Raw genomic sequence first — 22,626 nt, forward strand, 5'->3', positions numbered from 1 at the left:
GATAATTTAACATGTTATATTTACATAATTAAAAATCTATATTCCTATTTTATGACTACTACAATTGACAAATCCACCATTAGTTATTTTTCTCTAAACATTCATAAACCGCCATCATATCTCGTTTATCCAACTCACGTATGCGATTGAAAATGGGTATTTGTCCAACAGCTTCTGTTAATAAGCTTTCATTCACAACATCACTTACTTTTCCAGTTAACCACGTTTGTACATCCACGCCCTCGACAACTTCTTTTAACCCTTCGTCATTAATACCACTTGCATTACAAGTTACACATGGAATTGTTAGTTTAAAGACACCATCATGTAAATTATCTTCGGTTATCACTTTCTTACCTTTACAAAATGGACATGGATTACTTTTTTTAATTTTATTAATTTGGGTAACTAATTTTTTGTATCCAAATGCTTCGTATACATACGTAAGTTTTTTATATTTACCATTTGTGAAATACTTATCTATAATGGTTTCTCTCGTTTCATAAACATTAGGGAAATCACAAACAGTTACTTGATTATTAACACTAATGGATTCGATATTTCCTTTTATTTCGCCCCAGAATGGTAAGACATTTTGTAACACCATTTCATAGTTTGAAAAGCTTGCTTGTTCTAATTCAAACATTTTCAATGCAACTTGTGCTTTTCTTGGCAATAAAGAAACATCTTCCGTCAATACCATATCGCCACCAACAATAGACTTCAATTTAACAAGTGCCGGTAAATCACCAAATGTTTTCAATACTTTATTAATAGGCTGATTGATTATTTCACGAATATCTACGTTACCAAATTTAAGTGGTTTACGATGATTTAAAACCGTCCCCTCACAAATTGGACATTTCATCATTTTTTTTGAACTCTTAATTTCTTCTTTAATAGGTGCTTTTGAAATAACAATATATCCACCAATAATTGTATTAAACCCTACCCATGTTCTGCGTGTCTTTCCTTTTTTATCATAAAATGATTTTTCAAAATATCCGTACCAAAACGTATGCTTTTCTTCTTCTGACATATCATTATAGCTCTTTGACAAATCGTGACCAATCTCATTTTTTATTTCTTCGAATAGAAATTCTATTTTTTCATGCTGATAAAATTTTAATACCTTCATGATTTCTGGATCGAATAGCCCATCCCAAAATGGAACACTTTTATCTTGAATGGCAATATCTTTATCAAAAACTTCAATCTGAAGACGTCCAGAACAAGATGGACAATGATTGTCCTGTGAATAGAAATCAAAACTTCTCGTATCTTTATTAATTGGATGAGCAGCTACAATATGATTAATTAATCCACCAATCTCATATAAGAAACTATATTGACTATATAAATGTCTTTCAAGATCAATAGCAATAACAGGTGCGATTGTATCAGATTCATATTCACCATAAATTAACCTAGCCATTGATGATAAACTTTTTAAAATACCGCCCTTATAAACATTTTCAGCATTTTTAAAATAGTTAATATGATTTTCTTCTAAATAGTGAACTCCTTTTTTCTGCTTAAGCATTGAAGAGATATTTATTTTCTCTGTGCTATTCACATTACTTTTTTGACGATAGTAATCCTCATGATTAACAACATCCAAATGCTCTACAGATTCATTCTGCCTTTTTCCAAAATCAACTATATAATCAGAGCTTTCTAACATGTAACGATTATGCTCAATCATAATGATAGAAACTGATTCATCTTGCAGAATACCTCTAATACTATCGATAAATTGATTTAAAATATTTTGTGATAAACCTTTTGAAGGCTCATCAAAAATGAATAATGTATGTGGATTTCTAGTGTTTGCAAATAATTCCGAAACTAAATGAACACATTGAAACTCACCTGTCGATAATGTTTGTGTTTTTCTCTCTAATGTTAAATAGCCAAGTCCTAATTTAATTAGTAGGCTCAAACGTTTATAAGCGATATCTTCATTTGGAAGTTCATCAATAATATCCTCAATCGAGCGCTCAAAAATATCATCAATGTCTTCACTATACTTTGTTAGTTTCTTTTTAATATCTAGGAAAGTTGCTACAGTTGATCGACTTGTAATTGATTGATTTCGGTCTTGTCCCACCATAACTAATTTATCTTTTGGATATCTTTTCAAGAAATCTGTAGCTAGACATTCATTGACAAGTGTAGATTTCCCACATCCTGATTCTCCTGTAACCGTTACAAGCCTGTTTTTAGGAATTCGAAACTCCTCCATTTGGATATTACGGCAATATAAATCATAGAATGTATAATATTCTGTTGGTATTTCTTTATTTCGATCCCACAGTATTGACTTTGGTCTTGGTGATTCTTTCACAATTTTCCCGCCATATTTTCCGCTACCAGGTCCAAAGAACAATTGCTCATCAGTTGTATCTAGTACCGTATCTGAATGATCAATAAGCCAAATTTGATTTTTACGCCCTAATCGTTTAATCTCTTCCAAAATTTTCAATAATGTTTCATGATCAAGTCCAACTGAAATCTCATCAATAATAATTACAGCATTTTCACTTACTGCCATGAATTCAGCCAAATAAAGTCGTGTTAACTCTCCACCTGACAACGTACCCATAATTCGATTTAATGTTAAATAACCAATGTTCATATTAATAATATTTTGCAGTATATGCTGTTTTTCTTCACTAATATTTAATTCTTTTGCTAGTGAAAGAATAGATTCAACACTTAAATCATTAATATTTGAAATTGAATGTGGCTTGGCCAACAAATCAATTTCATGTTTTTCAATTTCTTCACTATAACGTTTTCCCTTACATTTTTTACACTCAACATTTTTTGTAGTACCACGTCCTTTACAACCAGTACACCAGCCTAATTGATTATTAAATGAAAAGACCTCTGGAGAAAGATTAAATACTTCAGCAAGTTTTTCCCGAACCTCTGTAAAAACACCAGTATGAGTACCAATCGTTGAACGCGGATTAGACGAAATCGATGATTTTCCTAGAAAAAGTACTAATGGCATTTCTTCCATCTTAATAGCACTAAAATTTGTTTCCATAATGTTAGGAAATAAATATTGATATTCAGCCTTTGGTAATAAAGAAACTAATCGTTTTTTTGACTCTTCACCAATTGTTTGGCAAAAAGTTGTTTTACCCGATCCAGATAACCCAGCAATTCCAAACGATTTATTAAACGGTATAGTTGCATCTAATTTATTTATGTTATTAGCAATTAATTGATTTACTTTCATATTAACCTCTATTCTTATTTATCCATAAAAGCATTTTTATAATATAATAATTACATAATGAATATTACCTATTATGTAATTACCCTCTCACTTCATGAATCTTACCCTTATATATTTCAAACCATTGTTGCCATTCATCTTTAGAAAATTCTTTCTCTTCTCCTTCTAAAACGCAAGAAAAAAGATTTAAACAAATATGCCAACCAGCTACATCTCTCGGTGTATGATCTGTTAATTCATGAATGTACTCTTTAAGAAGTAAAAGAGTACCATTTTCCTCTTTATGTATTTCAAATCGGACACGGTCTTTATCCCAAGTAAATTCAAGTACTGAGTTTAGTTGACACTCTAAAATATCAATATTTATGAATGAACCGTCCATCATGTCGAACTTTATTATTCCACCAGTTTTAAGGCTTTCAATCTGTAAATTGGACATCCATTTTTTCAGCTTACTGTTTTCTGTTAATACAGACCAAACTTCCTCTACCGTATATGGAAATTCACGTTCAAATTTTACAATATATCCATTAGTTAGTTTCCCAATTTCAGCTATCATTTTGATTGCCTCCTTATATAGAATATATGTTCTTATTTCATTTTACACGAATATAAATATAAAATAAATATTTATGTCAACGAAGTGTTAATTTAAAGCGAATGACGCTGAGAAAAACTTAAATATTTTCTAAATCGAGTTATATAGTATTGAAAATTAAATATAGATTTACGTACAAATAAAAAAGCCGCATTTGCGACTTATGAAATCATAGGATTAACTCCTTTTTTTGTTGAATGATTAGCGCTTAATCGTATCGACAATTAGCGATGGAAAACCAAGTTTATCGCCTTTATTTCTAGAATCATACCTTTTCGAACGGAAAATAACACCGTCGTTTGCATCCCATTCGTTGTAATAAAACCGACCATTTTCATCACAATATTCAAGTAAAACTACCTCGAATCCAGCAGTTTCAAACATTTTCGTTAATGTTTTATAATTATGAACGATTTTATGACTTGCTGCTGGATGATCTTTCGGACCGGGGCCCCCTATTTGAACTATATTTTGATATGCCTCATCCTGAAAGAATGCATCAGGGACTCCGCACCGAATATGACCAGATGGTTTTAAAAATTCATAACAAATTTCAGCTGCTCTTACACCTTCTTCAAAAGTAAGGTGTTCCCATACATGCTCAGCTAAAATAGCTGAAATAGAGTTGTATTCAAATCTTTCTTCCCACGTAGCTTTATCTAGTAAGTTAAGTTCATCTTCTTGCGTTTGAATCCAGCCTGGATTATTATTAAACACTCCAGCTCCGACAACTACTTTAATTTCGTCTTGTTTTATTACCACCATTTTCACCTCTTAAATATTTTAATTCATTAATATATTCTATGTTTACTATTATGCTTCCTCCTTCAACAAATTTAGTAACATGAGTCCAGTACAATACCGAACTCATGCCCTAAAAACTCTCTAACGCAACAATCTGTCTAACTCTATAAAATTAGTTCATAATATACGATTTTTCTTACAGAAATATAGCACACCAAACATTAGCATAATACCAATCACGTAAAAAATTGTTGTTCCGCTCCCACCAGTATTAGGAATTACCCAATTATTCTTCGCATTTTTCACTGTTATTTTTTGTGTCTTTACTGCTTCTGTAATTTCTATTTCTATTGGATCTCTAAGTAACATGTATCCGTTCGGTGCTTTTATTTCTTTAATCGTATACTTTCCAATTGCTAATTGGTTGGAAATTACCTTTCCTTTTTCATCCGTTATTAATCTACTAACTTCTTTCCCTTCTTTATCTAACACTTGAAATACAGCGCCTTTTAGCTTTAATTCACTATCCGTATCATCAACTTTTTCAATTTCAAATTGCCCATTCGGATCTGGCAATTTCTTATTTCCTATTTTAATTTCTACTACTGTATCTTTTTCTATTTTTACAGCTATTTTATCTTTTAATAATTCATAACCTTTAGGCGCCTCTATTTCCACTACGGTATAGTTTCCTATTGGTAAGTCTTTTGATATTACTTCTCCTTCTTCATTTGTTACTAGTTCTCCAACTACTTTTTTATTTAAATCTTCTATATGAAACTTTGCCCCTGCTAGTTTTTTATTTTTATCACTTATGTCTACTTTCACAAGCTTCATTTTCCCCATTGGATCTGGCAATTTCTTATTTCCTATTTTAATTTCTACTTCTGCATCTTTTTCTATTTTTACAGTTATGTTATCTTTTAATAATTCGTAACCTTTAGGTGCTTCTACTTCCACTACGGTATAGTTTCCTATTGGTAAGTCTTTTGATATCGCTTCTCCTTCTTCATTTGTTACTAGTTCTCCAACTATTTTTCCTTTTGAATCTTCAATTTTAAACTTTGCTCCTGCTAGCTTTTTATTTTTATCACTTATGTCTACTTTCACAAGCTTCATTTTCCCCATTGGATCTGGCAATTTCTTATTTCCTATTTTAATTTCTACTTCTGCATCTTTCTCTACTTTTACAGCTATGTTATCTTTTAATAATTCGTAACCTTTAGGTGCTTCTTTTTCCACTAAAGTATAGTTTCCTATTGGTAAGTCTTTTGATATCGCTTCTCCTTCTTCATTTGTTACTAGTTCTCCAACTATTTTCCCATTTAAATCTTCAATTTTAAACTTTGCTCCCACCAATTTTTTATTATCATTATTACTATCAACCTTTTTTATTTTTACTTTTCCTGTACTAGGCTTGTTCCAATGTTTCCAGTTAAATTTGAAATTGTGAAACTCAAATCCACCAGTTTGTTGTACCGCACCGACAAATGCTTGTCCATTAATCGAACCGCCTTTTGTTTCTAATACAGCATTGGGAGCAAACACACTTCCAACAACACCATATCCTTCTGTTGTGATCTTTTTCGCATTAGGAAAAACCCAAATCATTTTACTGTATAGCTCAGTAAATGGTGAATTAGGAGAATAGGGTTGTGATGTGGGAATTATATCCGTAGCCCTTCCAATATTGTTCTTGTCATATAGAATAGCCCCATTTTTAAATGTAACCTCTATCGCATCCGAATACATAACAATAAAATCTTTGTCCTTAGCACTCGGTAAAAATACATCTCTTATATCTAAATTGATTTTCCCTGTCAATTCTGATGAAACATAAATATTAGGATTGTTTATATCTTTTCCGATTCCATGACTCATATTTGGAATTGGGGTATTCGTTTTATATTGACCTGCATTTTTACTGACTTGGTTCACTATATTGCGAAATTCATTAAATTTCGCGTCAATTTCTAGTTTTTCTTTATAAACGATACGATCATAAGAAGATTGTATGATGCGATCTGGATCACTCTCTTTTGTCATTACAACTATTCCGTTTTGAATGATAAAAGATTCTTCTCTTGATTTCTTAAATTTTCCAGACAATAACAAAGACGGATATCCCTCATCAACCCATTTTTCACCTACTATATTAGATGTTCCCGCTGCAGCACCTACAATCGTATACCCCGATGCATCCATGTCACCTTGAACTGCAATTGCCCCTTCAATGTCGCCACCTACTGCTTTATGGTTACCAAAAACAACAGCATTATAACGCGATATATCACCTAGACTTTCTAGGTTTATCGTGGATCCATATGCTTCTTTTGGTACATATACGACAAAACTTACACTTAACATTAACAAAACAATAAAATGAATACTTACCAGCTTTAATCGTAGCCTCAATTCCTTTGTTCCCACCTTTACCGTATTTTTTCTATAGTCGAATAAAATGAAATTTTTATTAATGATGATTTACTTCAATCCCCTATATACCTTCTTTACTTATCTCTGAATTTCCGGTCCCACTTCCCATTAATGCAGGATAAATAAATACATTCTATCTAGTTAACCTTTTCTTATAAATTACGACTAGAAACACACATAACAATAGGATTGGAACTATTACAGTCCACTTATTAAATATAAATATCTCTGTACTCACTTTTTGTTTTTCTTTCTCGTTTAACTCCACACGCACACCTCGAACTAGCAATCTATTGGTGTTTACTCCATAAGGCGTACACGTAATTAAAGTTGTATAATCTTTTTTTTGTACAATTTGTAGATCGTCCGTTTCGTGTGGTAACACTACTTTAATTTGATCTACTTTATAAGCAAGAACTTTGTCTAAAGAATGAATATAAAAAAGATCTCCTTTGCTCAACTTATCTAAATCTGTAAATAATTTTGCTGATGGTAAACCACGATGCCCTGTTAAAATAGTATGCGTACTTTCTCCACCTACCGGGAGCGAAGAAAAATCTAAATGACCTATCCCGCGACCCAATACTTCCTCAGAGGTCCCTTGATAGATTGGCAGTTTTATATTAATTTTCGATATTTCAATATACCCCATTACATCTCCTAAATTTAACACATCAGCATACGCTTGATAATTACTTTTTTTTTCAGAAAATGGATCTGTAAATGTTTTCGCAGAAGTTTGAACTTGTTTATTATATTCGGCTGCTTCTTTTTCCCTACGTTCGACTTCTTTCTTTTGTAGCGCTTTGATCTTCTTATCGTAAGAGCTAATCTCAGAATAATGTGCACGAGTCGCCAACCAATTACTAATAGTAGGATATAAAAAAATACCTAATCCAAATAAAAAAATACCCCCCAAAACAAGATTTCGTTTCATATTTCCACCTCTGTATATGCTTAAATATCGAAAAGAGGGAAGCATTTTGCTTCTCTCCTTTTCCCATAGTTACATGTTCCTAAAATCTTAATTTCTAGCAAACTTTTTTCTAAAGAAAACAAATGCCGCTGTAAGTATTAACGTAAGGCCTATTACAGTAAAAAGAGTCGTTCCTATGCCACCCGTTACCGGAAGAATCCATCCACTTTTATTATTTTCAATCGTCAATTTAACCGTTTGATTATTTTCAATAATCTTTACATCAATGGGGTCTTTTAATAATTGATAAGATGCTTTTGTACCATCTTCTTTTGTATATGTTGGTGCTTTCGTTTCAAAAATTTGATAGTCTCCATATGGAATGTTAGACCATTTAATAACACCATTTTCATCTGATACACCTGTTACTTCTTTTCCTGCTACGACAACTATTTTTCCATTATTATCTTTAAGTACAAACTCTGCACATTTTAATTTATTCTTATTAGCACTATCAATTTTTGTTAACTCAATTATTCCAGTTGTCGGAATAACAACTACAGGTTTAGATTCCTTTTCTCCAATTACATCATTTTTATTTGTAAAATGTATTTTTGCTGTATTTAAAATTTCCGAACCAGATGGTACTCCTTCTTTTACTTGGGATTTAATTTGCAAATGAAATTCTTTTTTACCATCTAATTTTGTGAAATCTTTTACTGTAGCTGTTACTTTTTGACCTTCTATAGCTACCTCAACAACGTTTGCATTTACTTCTGCTCCATCAATTTTCACGATTGGCTTTCCTTGAATCACTAAACGATTATCCAAAGTATCTGTTACCACATATTTTTTGTATTCCTTAATGTCTTCTGGAATTAATGTTTTAATATCATAATTATAATTAGTTAACGGATTTATTGGTAACGCTTCCAATTTTCCGTTAATTTTTTTATCAATTGTTGGTTCTTCATAGTTTTTCACTTCTATTTTAACTACTGTACCAGAAGTAATAGTTCCATCTTCATTAATTGTTCCGGAGTTCTTAACAAAAAACTCACGTTTAGTTGGATCTATTACATAGCCTTTCGGAGCTTTTGTTTCTTGGAAATAGTATTCTCCATACTCCAATCCTTGCACTCGGATATGGCCATTAGCATCTGTTGCTAACTCTTTTTTCACTTCTGTACCGTCTTTTTTAAATAAAGAGAATACTGCACCTGCTAATGCTTTTTCATTTACACCAGTTTTTATTAAATCCACTGCACCACGTTTAATCTCATTTTTGGGATACATGTGAACATCATAGTTTAGCACCTTACCCTCTTTATTCGTTAATGGGATATCCACTGTATACGTATTGGGATTTAGATTAACATGTGGAGGTCCTGCCACTTCTTTCACCTCATAACGTCCTAGCGGAAGATCTTTTAATACAGCTTGTCCGTTATCATCTGTTACTACTTGATTTGGAGTGGCTCCCATTACAGGTTTCACGTCTTCTTTTACGATTTTCCCATCGTTTGAAATTTTTTCAAAAGAAGCAACCCTTTTCACTTCAAACGTTACACCTTTTAATGGTTTCACATCTTTTGGCACCTCTTGATTTGCAGAACCGTCACCTTCTAGTCCCTGCGCTCCATCTTTTTCTTGTTCATACTTATGAATCGTTAAAGTACCTTTAGATGGTGAATCTGCCTTTACTAATACACTAGACCATGTAGAAAATGTTAAGAATAACACTAAAAGCACACTAAATATTTTTTTCATTTCTCTTATCCCCTTTACTACTTCTATCATTTTAAAAATTTCTTTATTACTATTACCTTCTTAAAAGCAATAGTGTGCCAAGTATCAGATTTAAACGAATAACATAAAACATAGTCGTCCAACAATCCATTGTTTACAATCACTTATTCACTTTTCTTATCTTCTATTATTACGTTGTCTCTCCACATGATATATGTAATTTTCTCCCCTAAATTACACGTATATCCCTATTTCAAGAATCATTACATTTGTTACATAATAGCTTTCACTGCTAATTTCGACTAGTCACTTACTGTCAATCTATTCATTTCTCACTTCCTATCCCTATTTAAAATCCAATCTTAATCATTTTTTAATACATATAAGTAATAACCAACAAATAAGTGTGACGATTCATATTTTACGTTACTGTCCAAAACTATTACCTGTATATTCAAATAATATGTGCTATTCATGTTAAATTATGGTATTATTCTTAGAAGTTTATAACTTTTATTTATATTTTTTATTGATAAAGGTTTTCCGTATCTACTTATGAAAAAGGAATATATGTTTATTTAACTATTACGCATAACTGTAAGGAGGAAGAATATGACTAAAAAACTCAGTCTAGTTGAGATAGAGTACATTTGCAATATGTTTTTTCAATCTTTCGAAATTCCAGTTTGTTTTTTAGATTGTAACAAAAATATTCTTTTAGAATTTAAATCAAAAAATGATTCACATTCGTTATATACATCAAAAATAGAACAGTTACATATGCTTTTTCAGAGAAATGATACATATAATTCCCCCATCTTCAGAACTCACGAATATCTAGGGCACTTTATTTTAATTCACATAAAGAGCGATTATATGGTGAACGGTACTGTTATTATTGGGCCCTTGACACATGTAAATTTTTCTACAAGTAAAGCGGATAGTAACCTTAATTTTATTTCAAATTATAAAAGAACAAGAGACCATTATTTTTCATTGTCAGTCAAAGATCAAAATTTCTTTGTAAATATAGCGATATTGTTCTATAACATTCTCTATAAAAAAAATTCAGATGTAAGCACCTTTTCAAATAACAGTGACTCACTTCATATAAGTCATAGCAGCATCTTAAACGAAGATGTATATATTTCAATGCAAAAAGACGAATCTATTTATCATAATTTATATATAGAGCAGCAACTACTTAGTTCTATAGAAGAAGGGGATAAAGAAACCGTACTCAAATATTATTACGAATTCCAACAAGAGACTCTTTCATCTTTATCTTCATTCCATCAATTAAGACGTCATAAAAACATTTGTATTTCATCCATCACGCTCGCTACTAGATATGCGATAAAAGGGGGACTTCCATCTGGGATTGCTTACAAAATTTATGATTTACATATTCAAAGAACAGAAGATTCAAAAGACAAAGAATCTGTTTGGGATTTATTAAAAAATGCTTTTTGTACCTTTGCAGACCGTGTAAAGGCACAAAAAACACAGCAATATTCACAGACTATTGCTATTTGTAAAAACTACATTTTTAAAAATATTTACAATCCAATATCTGTTAAACAACTTGCTAAATTTGCAAATGTGAATTCAGATTATTTATCTATATTATTTAAAAAAGAAGTCGGTATTTCATTAATTGAGTACATTCAACGTGAACGAATCGAAGAAGCAAAGAAATTATTAACTTTCACCACCTATCCTTTATCAGACATATGCGCTTCGCTTAATTTTAGCGATCAAAGTTATTTCACTAAAATTTTTAAAAAATTCACCAATGAAACACCTGGTAAATATCGGAAATCTCATGTTGTCATTTAGAGTGAAACTTCCATTAAAACAAAATGTTTTCAGTAACTTATCAATGGCAGATTAGAAGCACTCCCAGATTCATGAACTATAGGATTTATGCTTTTTCCAAACCAAAAAACACGTTACTATTCTTTTATTTTAATGAGAATAGTAACGTGTTTTTTATGTAATGTAGTTTTGTAGACAGAACATGATTCAACTACAAATTTTTATAGAAGCCAAATGCACCGCTTAACTACTAAAATCTTATTAAGTAAAAAATCCATATTTTGTTTTACTTACTTTCTACTTTATTTCTTTTGAATAATGAACTCTTTTCTTCAAACGAATGATCCCTACTATTATTTTTGTATCTTTCTAAATTTGCGAACAAAAGTGAGTACTGTGCCTGTAATAATCATCAATATGCCGATTGCTGCACTGTTAGTTGTACTTACACCCGTCTTTGGAAGCTCCTTATATGTATATTCTTTTTTATCGCTATTACTGTTGTTTGAGATATTACTCTTATTTTCCTTATTAGCAAGGCCATTAGCTTTGCTAGTTTCTTTATCTTTCACTAATACTTTTTGTATTGCATTTACCTCATTACCCACGGAATCTCTAACACTATATATTATTTCATAAGTACCAGCTTTAGTTGTATCTATAGTTCCTTCATAAGCTACTTTAGAAATAAGGTCACCGTCCTCTTTATCAGTAGCTGATACCCCTACCAATGGATCAAATTGATCACCCTCAGTAATTGAAGTTGTAGCAGGTACTTTTAGTATTGGTTTATCATTTTTAACTTCTTCTCTAACTTTGACCGTTACAGTTTGCTTCGCCGTTACTTCATGACCTTTAGAATCTGTAACCGTGTACGTTAATACGTAAGTACCGGCTTTAGTTGTATCTACTTCACCATCAACTTTGATTTTAGAAGTGAGATCACCGTCTTCTTTATCGATAGCTAATACTTCTGCCATTGGAACAAATGAATCTCCTACATGAATTGTCGCTCCAACAGGCACTGTTAATTTAGGTTCTAAATCTGATGTTTCTCCATTTCCCTCTACAATTACAGTCTGTCTAGCCGTTGTATTTCTCCCTTGGGAATCAACGACCAAGTATTCCACAATGTATGTACCTGGTTTTGAAGTATCTACATCGCCTTTATGCTTTACTTTATTTGTTAAATCACCATCTTCTTTATCAACAGCTTTTACATTTCTCATTGGATCAAACGTATCACCTACACGTAGTGTAATCGTAAACGGTACAGTTAACTCTGGAGCTTGGTTTTCTGCTGTTTTTTCGTTTTCTTTCACCGTTCCTGTAATTTTTGCCGCATCAAAAGCATTTTGGACTGCTTGAACTTCAATTGAGTTCGCTCCATATTTATTAGTTGCCACTTTAAGGCATGCCAATTTCAATTCAGAGAAATTAGAAGTCATATTTAATTCATCAGTATTTGCATAATAGAAAATATCAAACATTCTATCTTCACCAATACCATTTACATTTACACCGTTATGAGTACCACCTTGTGCCATTAAATACGCAACTTTATTAATAATACTTGAGTTAAAATGAACGCCTCCATAATCCTCTCCATTTAAATCATTATATTTACTATAATCATCCGGATACGGTAGTCCTTCTGAAAAATTAATTGCAGTTGGATTTTTCATATTACGAAAAGTCGATCCAGTTTGTTCTCCTATTGTCCAGTTAAATTCCCCATTATTTATGTATTTCTCTATAGCCGTTCCCATAATATCAGATAATGCCTCGTTAATTGCCCCAGATTCTCCTGAAAATTCAAGGTTAGATTCACTTGATGTAACTGCGTGTGTAAATTCATGACCGGCTATATCGAACGCTTTTACCATGGGATCTCCATATAAAAGCATACTAATGTTATTAATATTAGTACTAAATGCATTCTCCCAATTTTCAGGATCATTTGTTCCTTCAGAATCCCATGCATGTACAACTGAAACTACTTTTTTTCCTTTATTATCAAAACTATTACGCTTATATTTTTCTTTATAAAAATCGTATACCTTTGTTGCTAAGAAATGAGCGCTTACCGCCTTTGGATCATTAAATGTTGTTGAAACACTAGTTGCTAGTATACCAGGATAATAACTTTCTTCATTTGTAATATCTCTATAATTTACATCATATGTCTCAATTCCTTGTCCTCTTGTGTAATCAGCAAGCGCATAATTCCCACTGGTCTGTTTAGAAATACCAAATGTACGAGTTACGCCTAAATCATCTTTTCCTGTTCCAGTTAATGATGTAAAATTGCTAGTTTTATTTTCCTTAACGGATTCAACATACTCTTCACTTATTTTCAAACTTGATTCTTGTACCATATCTTTTAACATTTCACCATTATGAGCATTCACTAAATAAGTTCCAGATACATAATTTGGTGTTGTAGCAGCAAATGTAACTTGATATGCATTGCTAACCTGCCCATGATTTTCATCAACAAAAATAACTGCCTTAACTTCTGGCTCAGAAATAAATTTAGTATCGTTTCCGTACTTTTTATAAATATATTGTTTTGCTTCTTCTTTTGATAAATTAATAGGTTTCTTTAAATCTTCTTGTGTTAAATTTTGTGCGCTAGCTCCTGAAATGCTTTTAATAATACCTTTTTTATCTACGTGAGCAGTCAACTGGTGGCCATATACTTCTTTTCCTTCATATATTTGTTGCATGCGCACAAGTGTAGTTCCATCATAAGAACCACGTTTTTGAAGAACCTTGTAATCTACTCCTGTTTCTGCACTAACTTGTTTTGGAGACAAAGCATGCTCCGTATTTTCCTTAAGTGCATCTTTCACTACATTCTCTGGTGCCTTTTTTGATGGTTGTGTCAGATTACCTGTACGGAACGAATCCTCTTGAATTTCAACTTGCATTTGACCAGGTTCCTCTGCATGACCTACTCCATATAGTGTTACACTTGTTAAAACGAATCCTGTAGTTAATGCAACTATAGCTATTTCTTTTTTATTTCCCATGATATTTACCTCGTATAAATTTCTATTATTTATATAAAACTGCTAAAATGTATACAATCTATTCCTAACATAAAAAGATGACTTTTGTAATCAACAAAAGCCACCTCTTTAATATGTAATATCCCTAAAATGTTTTTAATACATAATTTCTATACAAAAAAGAAAAAAGCATTCATTAACGAGTATTTTGCAATACTTTTATTAGGTCATTTATATTTTCAACTTTCTGCTGAAACTGATCAAGTCTGCTATGTAGCAATGAAGGATTTTTATCTTCAGTTGAAATAACTTGTTTTAATTCGTTTTCTAATTTATCATACATATCAAAGAAATTATCAAATTCTACACTTACAAGCTCTTCATTTTCGCGATAGAATCTTTTTGCTTCTATATAAGTCATATATGATTTATTTAAAAATCCTAATGAAATTAAATATTTAGAAGTGTTTTCTTGATAAATAGCAATATCACACGCTATTTTAATATCAGAATAAGTCTTTTGAACGAGACAATGCAATTCAAAAATCTTAAACTTTAATCCATTATTCATTTCATCCCCTCCCATCGTATCTATTCTACATAAAATTAGAATATTATACAAAGAAAATTATTAGCATGAAATTGACAATTTAAAAAATAACTTAAGGATAAACAAAATCCCTCTCATTATAAATTATAGTTGCGGAGCATTTACCAACATAACAGCAAAATAAAAAGCGAAAAGAATAAATCTTTCCGCTCTTAGAGTAATAAATACATTTCATATTGCGCTAAAGAATTCTTTTCAAATCCACATTTCTTAAGAAAACCTTCCAGTAAATTATTGTTAGGAAACCCAATTGATAAACTTGATAAATGTAATTCTTCTCTTGCTACTTGTAATAATTTCATCCCAACACCAATATTTCTATAATCTTTGTCTACGAAAATAAAACTAATTTTACCTTGTTTATTTACACATAGAGAGCCTTTTAAGTCATTATCGACATATGCACCATAAAATACATTATTTGTTTTTTTGATATAATCAATATCATTTTGCCAATTTATATGGAAGTTTAACCATTTCTGAATTTCATCTTTAAAAGTTGGAAATTCTAATTGTTTTACTTCACTATCCTTACAATCTTTATTCATTATTTTAGTCAAATCATTTAAATTATAATAAGAAAGATCGTACACTTTTTCATAGCCCAACTTATTATAAAAATGAATCGCTCGGTCATTTCCTACAATGACTTCGAGAAAAAGTTGCTTACATCCATGTTGAATCGCCTCTTCTTTATGCAGTTCAAATAATTTTTGACTTACACCAATACCGCGGTAATTAGGATGAACCGCTAATGTTCCACAGCGCATAGTCTTTATACTTTCATAATCCTTTATACCACCTAGTATTACGCCAACAGGTTTGCCTTCTTCTAAAGCGAGAAAAGAATGTTCTAGCAAATTACCTTCTGGTCCCAAAAAACGTTGTATAAAATCCTCTTTTGAAACCTCCATCTTAATAATGTAATCTGAAAATCCATCTTTAAAAGCTTCATATACTAAATCAATATTTACTTCACTACACCTTTTATATTGAATCATATAAAATTGCCCTCCAACTGCTTATATTAAACTCAACGTGTACCCATATAATATATTCCATCTATTATAAATTTCAGCTCTTAATTTGAAATGAGCGGACATTTCCCTACATATAACTCACTATTGATTTGTTTTATAACAAACTATCTATTATTTACTACATTAACCTCATAAACACGTAAAAAAGCAATTAAATGCTCACATGCTCTTTCACATGCTAGCATTTTAAAGATTTTTTGTTCTTCTTTCGTTTTATCATTTGCTTGATCTGAAGCAGCTTTTAAACAGAGAAATGGTTTTTTATTTATTTGGCATACATAGGCGAAAGCTGCTACTTCTTGATCAACTGCCAATGCTCCATATACAGTATGGAGTAAATATCTCATTTCCGAACTACGAATACGTTGATCTCCTGATAAAAATGTACCGAAATGTATCGGATCATACGATCGTATTTTTTTTATTCTTCTTACAAGTGATTTTGTTGTTTCAATAGGTGCTGTTCTACCGTTATATAAATTAAAAACATCTTCCCCTGAACCAGCAGCAGTAACATCATGTTGTATTGCGTTTAGTGCGACTACAATATGACCGTTTTTCACCTTGTTTGATAAACTTCCGCATATTCCTGTCATAAACAACTCATCTGGCTGAAACTCACTAATTAACAATTGTACACAACTAGCGCAGCTTACTTTACCGACACCAGTAACAACTGATATAATTTCCAGCTCATTAATAGTATGAAAATGAAATTCCCAAGCTGCTCTTTTTTCAACACGTTCACTCGGATAATGTTGATGCAAATACGTCAGTTCTGGTTCCCATGCAGATACTATTGCAATACGTTTCATTACACGCTTCACTTCCCCTATTGTCATTTAAATATGTTATCTATACTTTCTCGTTCATAATCTGGAATCCATTCTTTGTATTTCTTATATAAATCTCGTATTATTTCTTTATTCTTCGCAATTACTTCACATCCTCTATCATCATACATAAACATGACAATATCTTTCGTTGCATTAATGAGAAATACATCTGGATAAAAAATTTCTTTTTTTCGTCCAAATCGAGGATACAAATCAGAAAAATCCTCATGATTAGCAGCTTGTATAAGCGATTCATACTTAATATCTTCTACGAGACATTTTAAAGAAAATTGATATGTACAATATAAATCTGCTTCTTCATCTTCAAATAGAAACGGTAATGTTTCTTGTCTTATATGAAATCTTAAATCTCTTTTCTTAATATATTTATTGTATACATTTATTTTCTGTGGAGTTTTTATGTTTTCCTTTTTAAATCTATAAACATTTGTCACTACAAACACTACATCTTCTTTGGAAAATATGTCTTCAAATAAGAATTTATTATATGTATATAGTTGAGAAAAGTATTCCATATTTAAATCGTTGGTTCCTTCTACAATTTGATATTTATCTTTTCCGAAATCAAAATGCAAATGATTTTCCCACTGAGATAATAAATAGGGTCCTAATGTAACTTCTGGAAATGTTTGATTCATATATTCTTTTAATTGCATTTCCTTGTCCTTTCTACTGTACAATTCTTTTTAAATCCCAATATGCTTCTTCTAGCCACGGGTGTATAACTTTCAATGTATCTTTCCTTTCCCACAAATATGAAATATATACAAAAGCTGCTTTTTCCAAAGATTTTCCCAATCCTTTTTTTATTTCTATTAAATATGGTGGTGTCCCTTTTTGATCCCATTCTATTTTATCTGCAACAAATAATACTAAATCCATCTTCGTTGCATGTTTACGCAACGTTGTATGGCAACAAATTGCATTTAAAATCTCTTCATCTTCGACTTTAAATATTTCTTTTGCGATTACCCTCGATAATTTTTGATGAATAATCATAGGAAACTTTCTTTCCGCTTCCACTATTTCTACACCAAATTCTTCAGCAACTGCAATCCGCTCCTCGTTTGGAAAAATGCCACTAATATCATGTAAATATCCTGCAATTGCTGCTTTTTCTTTATCTACGTGAAACTTTTCTGCAATCTTTTTTGCCTCATTTGCCACACGAATTGAATGTTTATATGTAAACTCTTTATTATATTTTAGTAGAAAAGCTTTAATATCATTTTCTATTTTTCCAGTTGGAGTAAATGAATATTTATCATTACATAACATAGAAAATCCCCCTTATAACTACCTTTCATTATAATGTAGAATCTAAATATCTTTGTTATTTTATATTCGATATTAATCTTTTTACTCCTTTTTAATACGTTACATGAAATTTTATACAGAATCATCGCTACAAGTACATAAATGTTTGATATTATAGTAATGTTGATGATTTGTAAGGAAAGGAACTACACAATGAATAAAAACATATTAATTATTGATGATGATAAAGAAATTGTTGAATTACTTGCTGTTTATTTGCGAAATGAAGGCTATAACATTTATAAAGCTTATGATGGCGATGAAGCATTGCAAAAGGTTTCTACATATGAAGTTGACCTTATGATTTTGGATATTATGATGCCAAAACGAAACGGATTAGAAGTTTGTCAGGAAGTGCGTGAAAATAATACTGTACCAATTCTAATGCTTAGTGCAAAAGCAGAAGATATGGATAAAATATTAGGCCTTATGACAGGTGCCGATGATTATATGATCAAACCATTCAATCCATTAGAATTAGTAGCTAGAGTGAAAGCTTTATTACGAAGATCCTCTTTCCAAAATGCTACTTCGCAAAAGAATGAAGATGGTATTATTCGTATTCGCTCTGTTGAAATACACAAACATAATCATACAGTTAAAATAAATGGAGAGTACATTAAACTAACCTCTATTGAATTCGATATTTTATATTTACTTGCGAGTAATACAGGAAGAGTATTTAGTTCAGAAGAAATTTTCGAACGCGTTTGGAATGAAGATGGTTATGGTTCAAATAAAACGGTAATGGTCCATATTAGCAACTTACGAGATAAACTTGAAACAGTAATAAATGGAGAAAAATTTATTCATACTGTTTGGGGAGTTGGCTATAAAATTGAGAAATGAAGCATTTGATATATTAAAAGATATTCCTAAATGGAAACTTATTTTTTGGCTTTTATTAGCTATCACACTCACTCCTATTACTGAATTAATTATTTATCGCCTCGTTACGAGTGTAATTGAAAGTTCACTTACTCTAACCGAACTCGGTAAAGAATTCATTCGAATTTTTGGTTATGAAAAGTATAAAGGGATTAAAGAGTCTTTATGGATGATGATTGTATCTTATTTGTTTTTATTTTCTATTTTTTCATCCTATCTTTACATTTTTTATCGTCACGAGAAAAAACTTTATTATGAAACTTGTATAAAAAAAATGATAGAAGAAATTCGTTATATTGCAAATGGAAACTTCAATCATAAAGTTTCTATTGTAAATCATAATTATCTAGAAGAATTAGCAATCGGGGTCAATGAAATTGTTGAACAATTAAAAGTCTCCATTGATGAAGAAAGACAAGCTGAACAAGCAAAAAGTGAACTTATTACAAATGTATCACATGACTTACGCACTCCCCTTACTTCTATAGTTGGATACGTAAATTTAATCCATCATGATAATTATAGAGATGAAGTGGAATTGCGATACTATATTCAAGTCATTTACGATAAGGTAACTCGTCTTAATGCATTAATGAATGACTTGTTCGAATATACACGTGTTCAAAATAAAGAATTAAGCTTGTATTCTGTTCCTATTGATATTGTAGAGTTACTTGGACAATTAACTGTTCAATTCCGTATACAATTTCAAGAAGCTAATATAGAATGTCGGCCTTCTTTCCCGTCTCAAAAGCTCATGGTATTAGCTGATGGTGACAAATTAGTGCGTGTGTTTGAAAATCTTATTATAAACGCTATCGCTTATGGAAGCGAAGGTCGCTATATTGACCTTACTGCTTATGAAAGCAATAATATGATTACAATTGATATAACAAATTACGGACAACCTATTCCTAGTACGGATTTACCTCATATTTTTGAACGTTTTTATCGCGTTGAGAAATCTCGCTCTACAAACACTGGTGGATCTGGACTTGGATTAGCAATTGCAAAAAGTATAGTCGAATTGCATAAAGGAACAATTGAAGTATATAGTGATGACGAAAAAACAACATTCACTGTAAAACTACTCCCATACAAATGTTAATATTACAAATAAAAAGTTCAATTTCTTACCATATAAGAAATTGAACTTTTTCCATAATTACCCTAAATTTAATAATCCTTTATAATTCTTTAGAAATTCTTTACCTTTTCTTTCTTCCTAATTAAGCATTCCTTTTTACAATACTATTATTGATGTCATAATAGGAGGATCGCTTATGCAATTCTTAAAGAAATTCGCTATTTTATTATTATCTTTTTTTATTACTGCACTTATCGTTTTATATTTTTATCTTTATGTAAATGGTCCGATTATTCAAGCTAAATCAGCTATTTTAATAAATGCTAATTCAGGTGAAATTGTTTATAAAAAAAATGAAGAAACTCCAGTACAATCAGCTGCTTTATCTAAATTAATGACAGAATATATCGTATTGGAGCAACTAAATGATAGAAAAATACAGTTAGATGACTTAGTACAAATAAGTAACGAAGTTTTCCGAGTAGAAACAAGCCCTATACAAGTAACATCGAATGATAAAACAACGGTTCGTGATTTACTTCATGCATTGCTACTGGCAGGGAATAATCGTTCTGCACTCGCCCTAGCAGAACACATTGCTGGAAATGAAGATAACTTTACAGTATTAATGAATAAAAAAGCAAAAGAACTAAAGTTATTACAACCATCTCCATTTCTAAACTCTACTGGAATTAATAATAATACAAATAAACAATCAACTACAACAGCGATAGACTCAGCTAAACTAGCAGCACGATTAGTAAAAGATTTTCCAGATGTATTGAATATTACGAAACTAACCTCTTACCAATTTACCTTCAAAGATTCCCAGGTTTTCAATACGAATAAAATGATATATTCCCTTAATGAAAACATTAAACTTCAAGGTGTTGATGGCTTACAAACTAGTTTTTCAACTAACGGTAATTATAGTTTTGTCAGTACAGCAAAACTTGGAGATACTAGACTAATTTCAGTAATATTAGATGCAGATGAAGAAAACATTTCATTTATTGAAACAAAAAAGTTGCTCCAGTATGGTTTTGATCCTTCCTCGTACTCTGCACTCCAAGCTTTTAAAGACGCCCTTACATCTTGGACAATATTGCTTCAGTTTAAAAATTTAATTATACAAACTATAATGATTTTTTTAATCATTACCACCTTAATGTTTTTACATATACGTCAGAAAAAATCCGAGGATTTCAATTAAGAAATCTTCTTATATATATAAAACCGACTTGCGCTTGAGATGCAAGTCGGTTTTTAATTCTATCATCCTCTTCCAAGCAAATTTGCTGAAACTGGTTGCAAGTTTAACTCTCTCGCCCATATAGATAGCTGACCAATATGATAAATTTAATATCCCATTACATGTCTTAAAACCTATGTTTTTTGAGGCATACATCCATCTCTGTTTCCTTTCGTTGTGTTCGTTTGTTTAGTTTAAATGGGTTAATCTATTAATTCTATTAAATCCAACAATTGAACTATTACACTTTAAAGTTCTACTCATATACTATAGTAGATTACTAGAAAGGAGGCTTAACTATGGATAGTTGCGTTGTATTTGTAAACGGACAACCTTTTTTAGTTCTTTCAGTAGCTGGTATTGAAATTGCTAGATTAGAGATTTCCCTTCAAGTAGCATTAGCTCTAAGAGTGCTTGGGATACCAATCTGTGATTAATTACCAAATTAAAAGAAAAAGAGGGCATTAGCCCTCTTTTTTTATTTTCCTCATATATTTTCTTAACAACAAATAAAATTTAAATTTTTATATTGTAAGGAAATTCCGAAAAATAAACTCATTTTATTCAATAAAAAGAGCACCACCCATACCTCATTATCCGTTTCTAAAAAATTAGAATTCGATTAATTACAAAAAAATTTAAATATACGAACGTTACATAAAATACTTGTTAGAATAGCTGTCCTTCACACTATTTATTTCGCAGACGTTATATAATCAAAGCACCAATGATTAACTTTTTATACGGCTTATTTTAAGTGTGCTAGCATTCTAGGCTAGATGATCATGACTGCAAAAAAAACTTCAAGTTCTCGTTTATATAAATCAGATAACGCTTTCACTTTTTGAATCGATTGATAATCTTTAAATTGCGGTTCGCTATCTTCTTCTCCTTGAAGAGCACTAATCCAACTATACTCTACATCTACAATATGAAATCATGTTTCTAACATACCCCCAGTTTGCAAAGTAAATCTTCCTCTCAAAGTTGTTCACACCACTTAAACCAATCATCTCTTACTTGCCAATTATATTGAAATAAAGTGTACAC

At 31.1% G+C, this 22,626-nt stretch carries 17 protein-coding genes and 2 pseudogenes; 5 read left to right on the forward strand and 14 right to left on the reverse strand.

Annotated features, from left to right (window positions below):
* Window positions 1–79: 79 nt before the first annotated feature.
* The 6 genes from ACTFP3_RS21810 to ACTFP3_RS21835 form a co-directional block, all read right to left on the reverse strand.
* Window positions 80–3,250 (reverse strand): ATP-binding cassette domain-containing protein, encoded by a 3,171-nt coding sequence (locus ACTFP3_RS21810; RefSeq protein WP_440011251.1) that lies wholly within the window; start codon window positions 3,248–3,250, stop codon window positions 80–82.
* Window positions 3,251–3,329: 79 nt separating this feature from the next.
* A complete protein-coding gene (locus ACTFP3_RS21815; protein WP_326036729.1) occupies window positions 3,330–3,809 on the reverse strand; it encodes an SRPBCC family protein in 480 nt (159 codons plus the stop codon).
* A 240-nt stretch (window positions 3,810–4,049) separates the two neighbouring features.
* A complete protein-coding gene (locus ACTFP3_RS21820) occupies window positions 4,050–4,610 on the reverse strand; it encodes an SAM-dependent methyltransferase (protein ID WP_326036728.1) in 561 nt (186 codons plus the stop codon).
* 159 nt (window positions 4,611–4,769) lie between these two features.
* On the reverse strand, window positions 4,770–7,007 hold the full coding sequence (locus ACTFP3_RS21825) for a SpaA isopeptide-forming pilin-related protein (protein ID WP_440011253.1): 2,238 nt from the start codon (window positions 7,005–7,007) through the stop codon (window positions 4,770–4,772).
* A 154-nt stretch (window positions 7,008–7,161) separates the two neighbouring features.
* The gene (locus ACTFP3_RS21830) at window positions 7,162–7,965 is read right to left on the reverse strand and encodes a class C sortase (protein ID WP_098376414.1); all 804 of its coding nucleotides are present in this window, start codon (window positions 7,963–7,965) and stop codon (window positions 7,162–7,164) included.
* Window positions 7,966–8,052: 87 nt separating this feature from the next.
* Complete coding sequence (locus ACTFP3_RS21835) at window positions 8,053–9,714, reverse strand: SpaA isopeptide-forming pilin-related protein (protein ID WP_440011254.1); 1,662 nt, start codon at window positions 9,712–9,714, stop codon at window positions 8,053–8,055.
* A 591-nt stretch (window positions 9,715–10,305) separates the two neighbouring features.
* Here ACTFP3_RS21835 and ACTFP3_RS21840 point away from each other — a divergent pair.
* Window positions 10,306–11,532 (forward strand): helix-turn-helix domain-containing protein, encoded by a 1,227-nt coding sequence (locus ACTFP3_RS21840; RefSeq protein WP_440011255.1) that lies wholly within the window; start codon window positions 10,306–10,308, stop codon window positions 11,530–11,532.
* 332 nt (window positions 11,533–11,864) lie between these two features.
* Here the strand turns inward: ACTFP3_RS21840 and ACTFP3_RS21845 are convergent, their stop codons facing one another.
* The 6 genes from ACTFP3_RS21845 to yqeK form a co-directional block, all read right to left on the reverse strand.
* The gene (locus ACTFP3_RS21845; protein WP_440011257.1) at window positions 11,865–14,546 is read right to left on the reverse strand and encodes a M4 family metallopeptidase; all 2,682 of its coding nucleotides are present in this window, start codon (window positions 14,544–14,546) and stop codon (window positions 11,865–11,867) included.
* 175 nt (window positions 14,547–14,721) lie between these two features.
* A complete protein-coding gene (locus ACTFP3_RS21850; protein WP_326036723.1) occupies window positions 14,722–15,096 on the reverse strand; it encodes a hypothetical protein in 375 nt (124 codons plus the stop codon).
* A 191-nt stretch (window positions 15,097–15,287) separates the two neighbouring features.
* The gene (locus ACTFP3_RS21855; RefSeq protein WP_322371338.1) at window positions 15,288–16,136 is read right to left on the reverse strand and encodes a GNAT family N-acetyltransferase; all 849 of its coding nucleotides are present in this window, start codon (window positions 16,134–16,136) and stop codon (window positions 15,288–15,290) included.
* Window positions 16,137–16,279: 143 nt separating this feature from the next.
* The gene (gene mtnN / locus ACTFP3_RS21860; protein WP_001987381.1) at window positions 16,280–17,017 is read right to left on the reverse strand and encodes a 5'-methylthioadenosine/S-adenosylhomocysteine nucleosidase; all 738 of its coding nucleotides are present in this window, start codon (window positions 17,015–17,017) and stop codon (window positions 16,280–16,282) included.
* Window positions 17,014–17,688: a DUF3885 domain-containing protein gene (locus tag ACTFP3_RS21865; protein WP_001176116.1), complete on the reverse strand. Its 675-nt coding sequence runs from the start codon at window positions 17,686–17,688 to the stop codon at window positions 17,014–17,016. The genes mtnN and ACTFP3_RS21865 overlap by 4 nt, the downstream gene beginning before the upstream one ends.
* 13 nt (window positions 17,689–17,701) lie before the next feature.
* Window positions 17,702–18,310, reverse strand: a complete 609-nt coding sequence (gene yqeK / locus ACTFP3_RS21870) for a bis(5'-nucleosyl)-tetraphosphatase (symmetrical) YqeK (RefSeq protein ID WP_000882449.1) — start codon at window positions 18,308–18,310, stop codon at window positions 17,702–17,704.
* 192 nt (window positions 18,311–18,502) lie between these two features.
* Between yqeK and ACTFP3_RS21875 the strand changes: the two genes are divergently transcribed.
* From ACTFP3_RS21875 to ACTFP3_RS21885, 3 genes are all read left to right on the forward strand, one after another.
* On the forward strand, window positions 18,503–19,198 hold the full coding sequence (locus ACTFP3_RS21875) for a response regulator transcription factor (RefSeq protein WP_440011260.1): 696 nt from the start codon (window positions 18,503–18,505) through the stop codon (window positions 19,196–19,198).
* Window positions 19,188–20,345 (forward strand): sensor histidine kinase, encoded by a 1,158-nt coding sequence (locus tag ACTFP3_RS21880; RefSeq protein WP_001243307.1) that lies wholly within the window; start codon window positions 19,188–19,190, stop codon window positions 20,343–20,345. The genes ACTFP3_RS21875 and ACTFP3_RS21880 overlap by 11 nt, the downstream gene beginning before the upstream one ends.
* A gap of 175 nt (window positions 20,346–20,520) precedes the next feature.
* Entirely contained in the window at window positions 20,521–21,537 is a 1,017-nt protein-coding gene (locus ACTFP3_RS21885) for a D-alanyl-D-alanine carboxypeptidase family protein (protein WP_440011261.1), read from the forward strand.
* A gap of 62 nt (window positions 21,538–21,599) precedes the next feature.
* Here ACTFP3_RS21885 and ACTFP3_RS21890 read toward each other — a convergent pair.
* A pseudogene (locus ACTFP3_RS21890) lies at window positions 21,600–21,710 on the reverse strand (DinB family protein); the annotation flags it as partial.
* Window positions 21,711–21,875: 165 nt separating this feature from the next.
* Between ACTFP3_RS21890 and ACTFP3_RS21895 the strand changes: the two are divergent.
* Window positions 21,876–22,013, forward strand: a complete 138-nt coding sequence (locus ACTFP3_RS21895) for a DUF3956 domain-containing protein (protein ID WP_000376554.1) — start codon at window positions 21,876–21,878, stop codon at window positions 22,011–22,013.
* 350 nt (window positions 22,014–22,363) lie between these two features.
* On the opposite strand, the pseudogene ACTFP3_RS21900 reads toward ACTFP3_RS21895, so the two are convergent.
* Window positions 22,364–22,626, reverse strand: a pseudogene (locus tag ACTFP3_RS21900) (DinB family protein); the annotation flags it as partial.

The sequence above is a fragment of the Bacillus cereus group sp. MYBK5-2 genome (assembly GCF_051915685.1).
Lineage (GTDB): Bacteria > Bacillota > Bacilli > Bacillales > Bacillaceae_G > Bacillus_A > Bacillus_A cereus.

What these genes read in the sequence shown, in the direction of transcription:
- ACTFP3_RS21810 (WP_440011251.1), bottom strand. Translation starts at nt 3,250, where the DNA reads ATGAAAGTAAATCAATTAATTGCTAATAACATAAATAAATTAGATGCA.
- ACTFP3_RS21815 (WP_326036729.1), bottom strand. Translation starts at nt 3,809, where the DNA reads ATGATAGCTGAAATTGGGAAACTAACTAATGGATATATTGTAAAATTT.
- ACTFP3_RS21830 (WP_098376414.1), bottom strand. Translation starts at nt 7,965, where the DNA reads ATGAAACGAAATCTTGTTTTGGGGGGTATTTTTTTATTTGGATTAGGT.
- ACTFP3_RS21835 (WP_440011254.1), bottom strand. Translation starts at nt 9,714, where the DNA reads ATGAAAAAAATATTTAGTGTGCTTTTAGTGTTATTCTTAACATTTTCT.
- ACTFP3_RS21840 (WP_440011255.1), top strand. Translation starts at nt 10,306, where the DNA reads ATGACTAAAAAACTCAGTCTAGTTGAGATAGAGTACATTTGCAATATG.
- ACTFP3_RS21845 (WP_440011257.1), bottom strand. Translation starts at nt 14,546, where the DNA reads ATGGGAAATAAAAAAGAAATAGCTATAGTTGCATTAACTACAGGATTC.
- ACTFP3_RS21850 (WP_326036723.1), bottom strand. Translation starts at nt 15,096, where the DNA reads ATGAATAATGGATTAAAGTTTAAGATTTTTGAATTGCATTGTCTCGTT.
- ACTFP3_RS21855 (WP_322371338.1), bottom strand. Translation starts at nt 16,136, where the DNA reads ATGATTCAATATAAAAGGTGTAGTGAAGTAAATATTGATTTAGTATAT.
- mtnN (WP_001987381.1), bottom strand. Translation starts at nt 17,017, where the DNA reads ATGACAATAGGGGAAGTGAAGCGTGTAATGAAACGTATTGCAATAGTA.
- ACTFP3_RS21865 (WP_001176116.1), bottom strand. Translation starts at nt 17,688, where the DNA reads ATGCAATTAAAAGAATATATGAATCAAACATTTCCAGAAGTTACATTA.
- yqeK (WP_000882449.1), bottom strand. Translation starts at nt 18,310, where the DNA reads ATGTTATGTAATGATAAATATTCATTTACTCCAACTGGAAAAATAGAA.
- ACTFP3_RS21875 (WP_440011260.1), top strand. Translation starts at nt 18,503, where the DNA reads ATGAATAAAAACATATTAATTATTGATGATGATAAAGAAATTGTTGAA.
- ACTFP3_RS21885 (WP_440011261.1), top strand. Translation starts at nt 20,521, where the DNA reads ATGCAATTCTTAAAGAAATTCGCTATTTTATTATTATCTTTTTTTATT.
- ACTFP3_RS21895 (WP_000376554.1), top strand. Translation starts at nt 21,876, where the DNA reads ATGGATAGTTGCGTTGTATTTGTAAACGGACAACCTTTTTTAGTTCTT.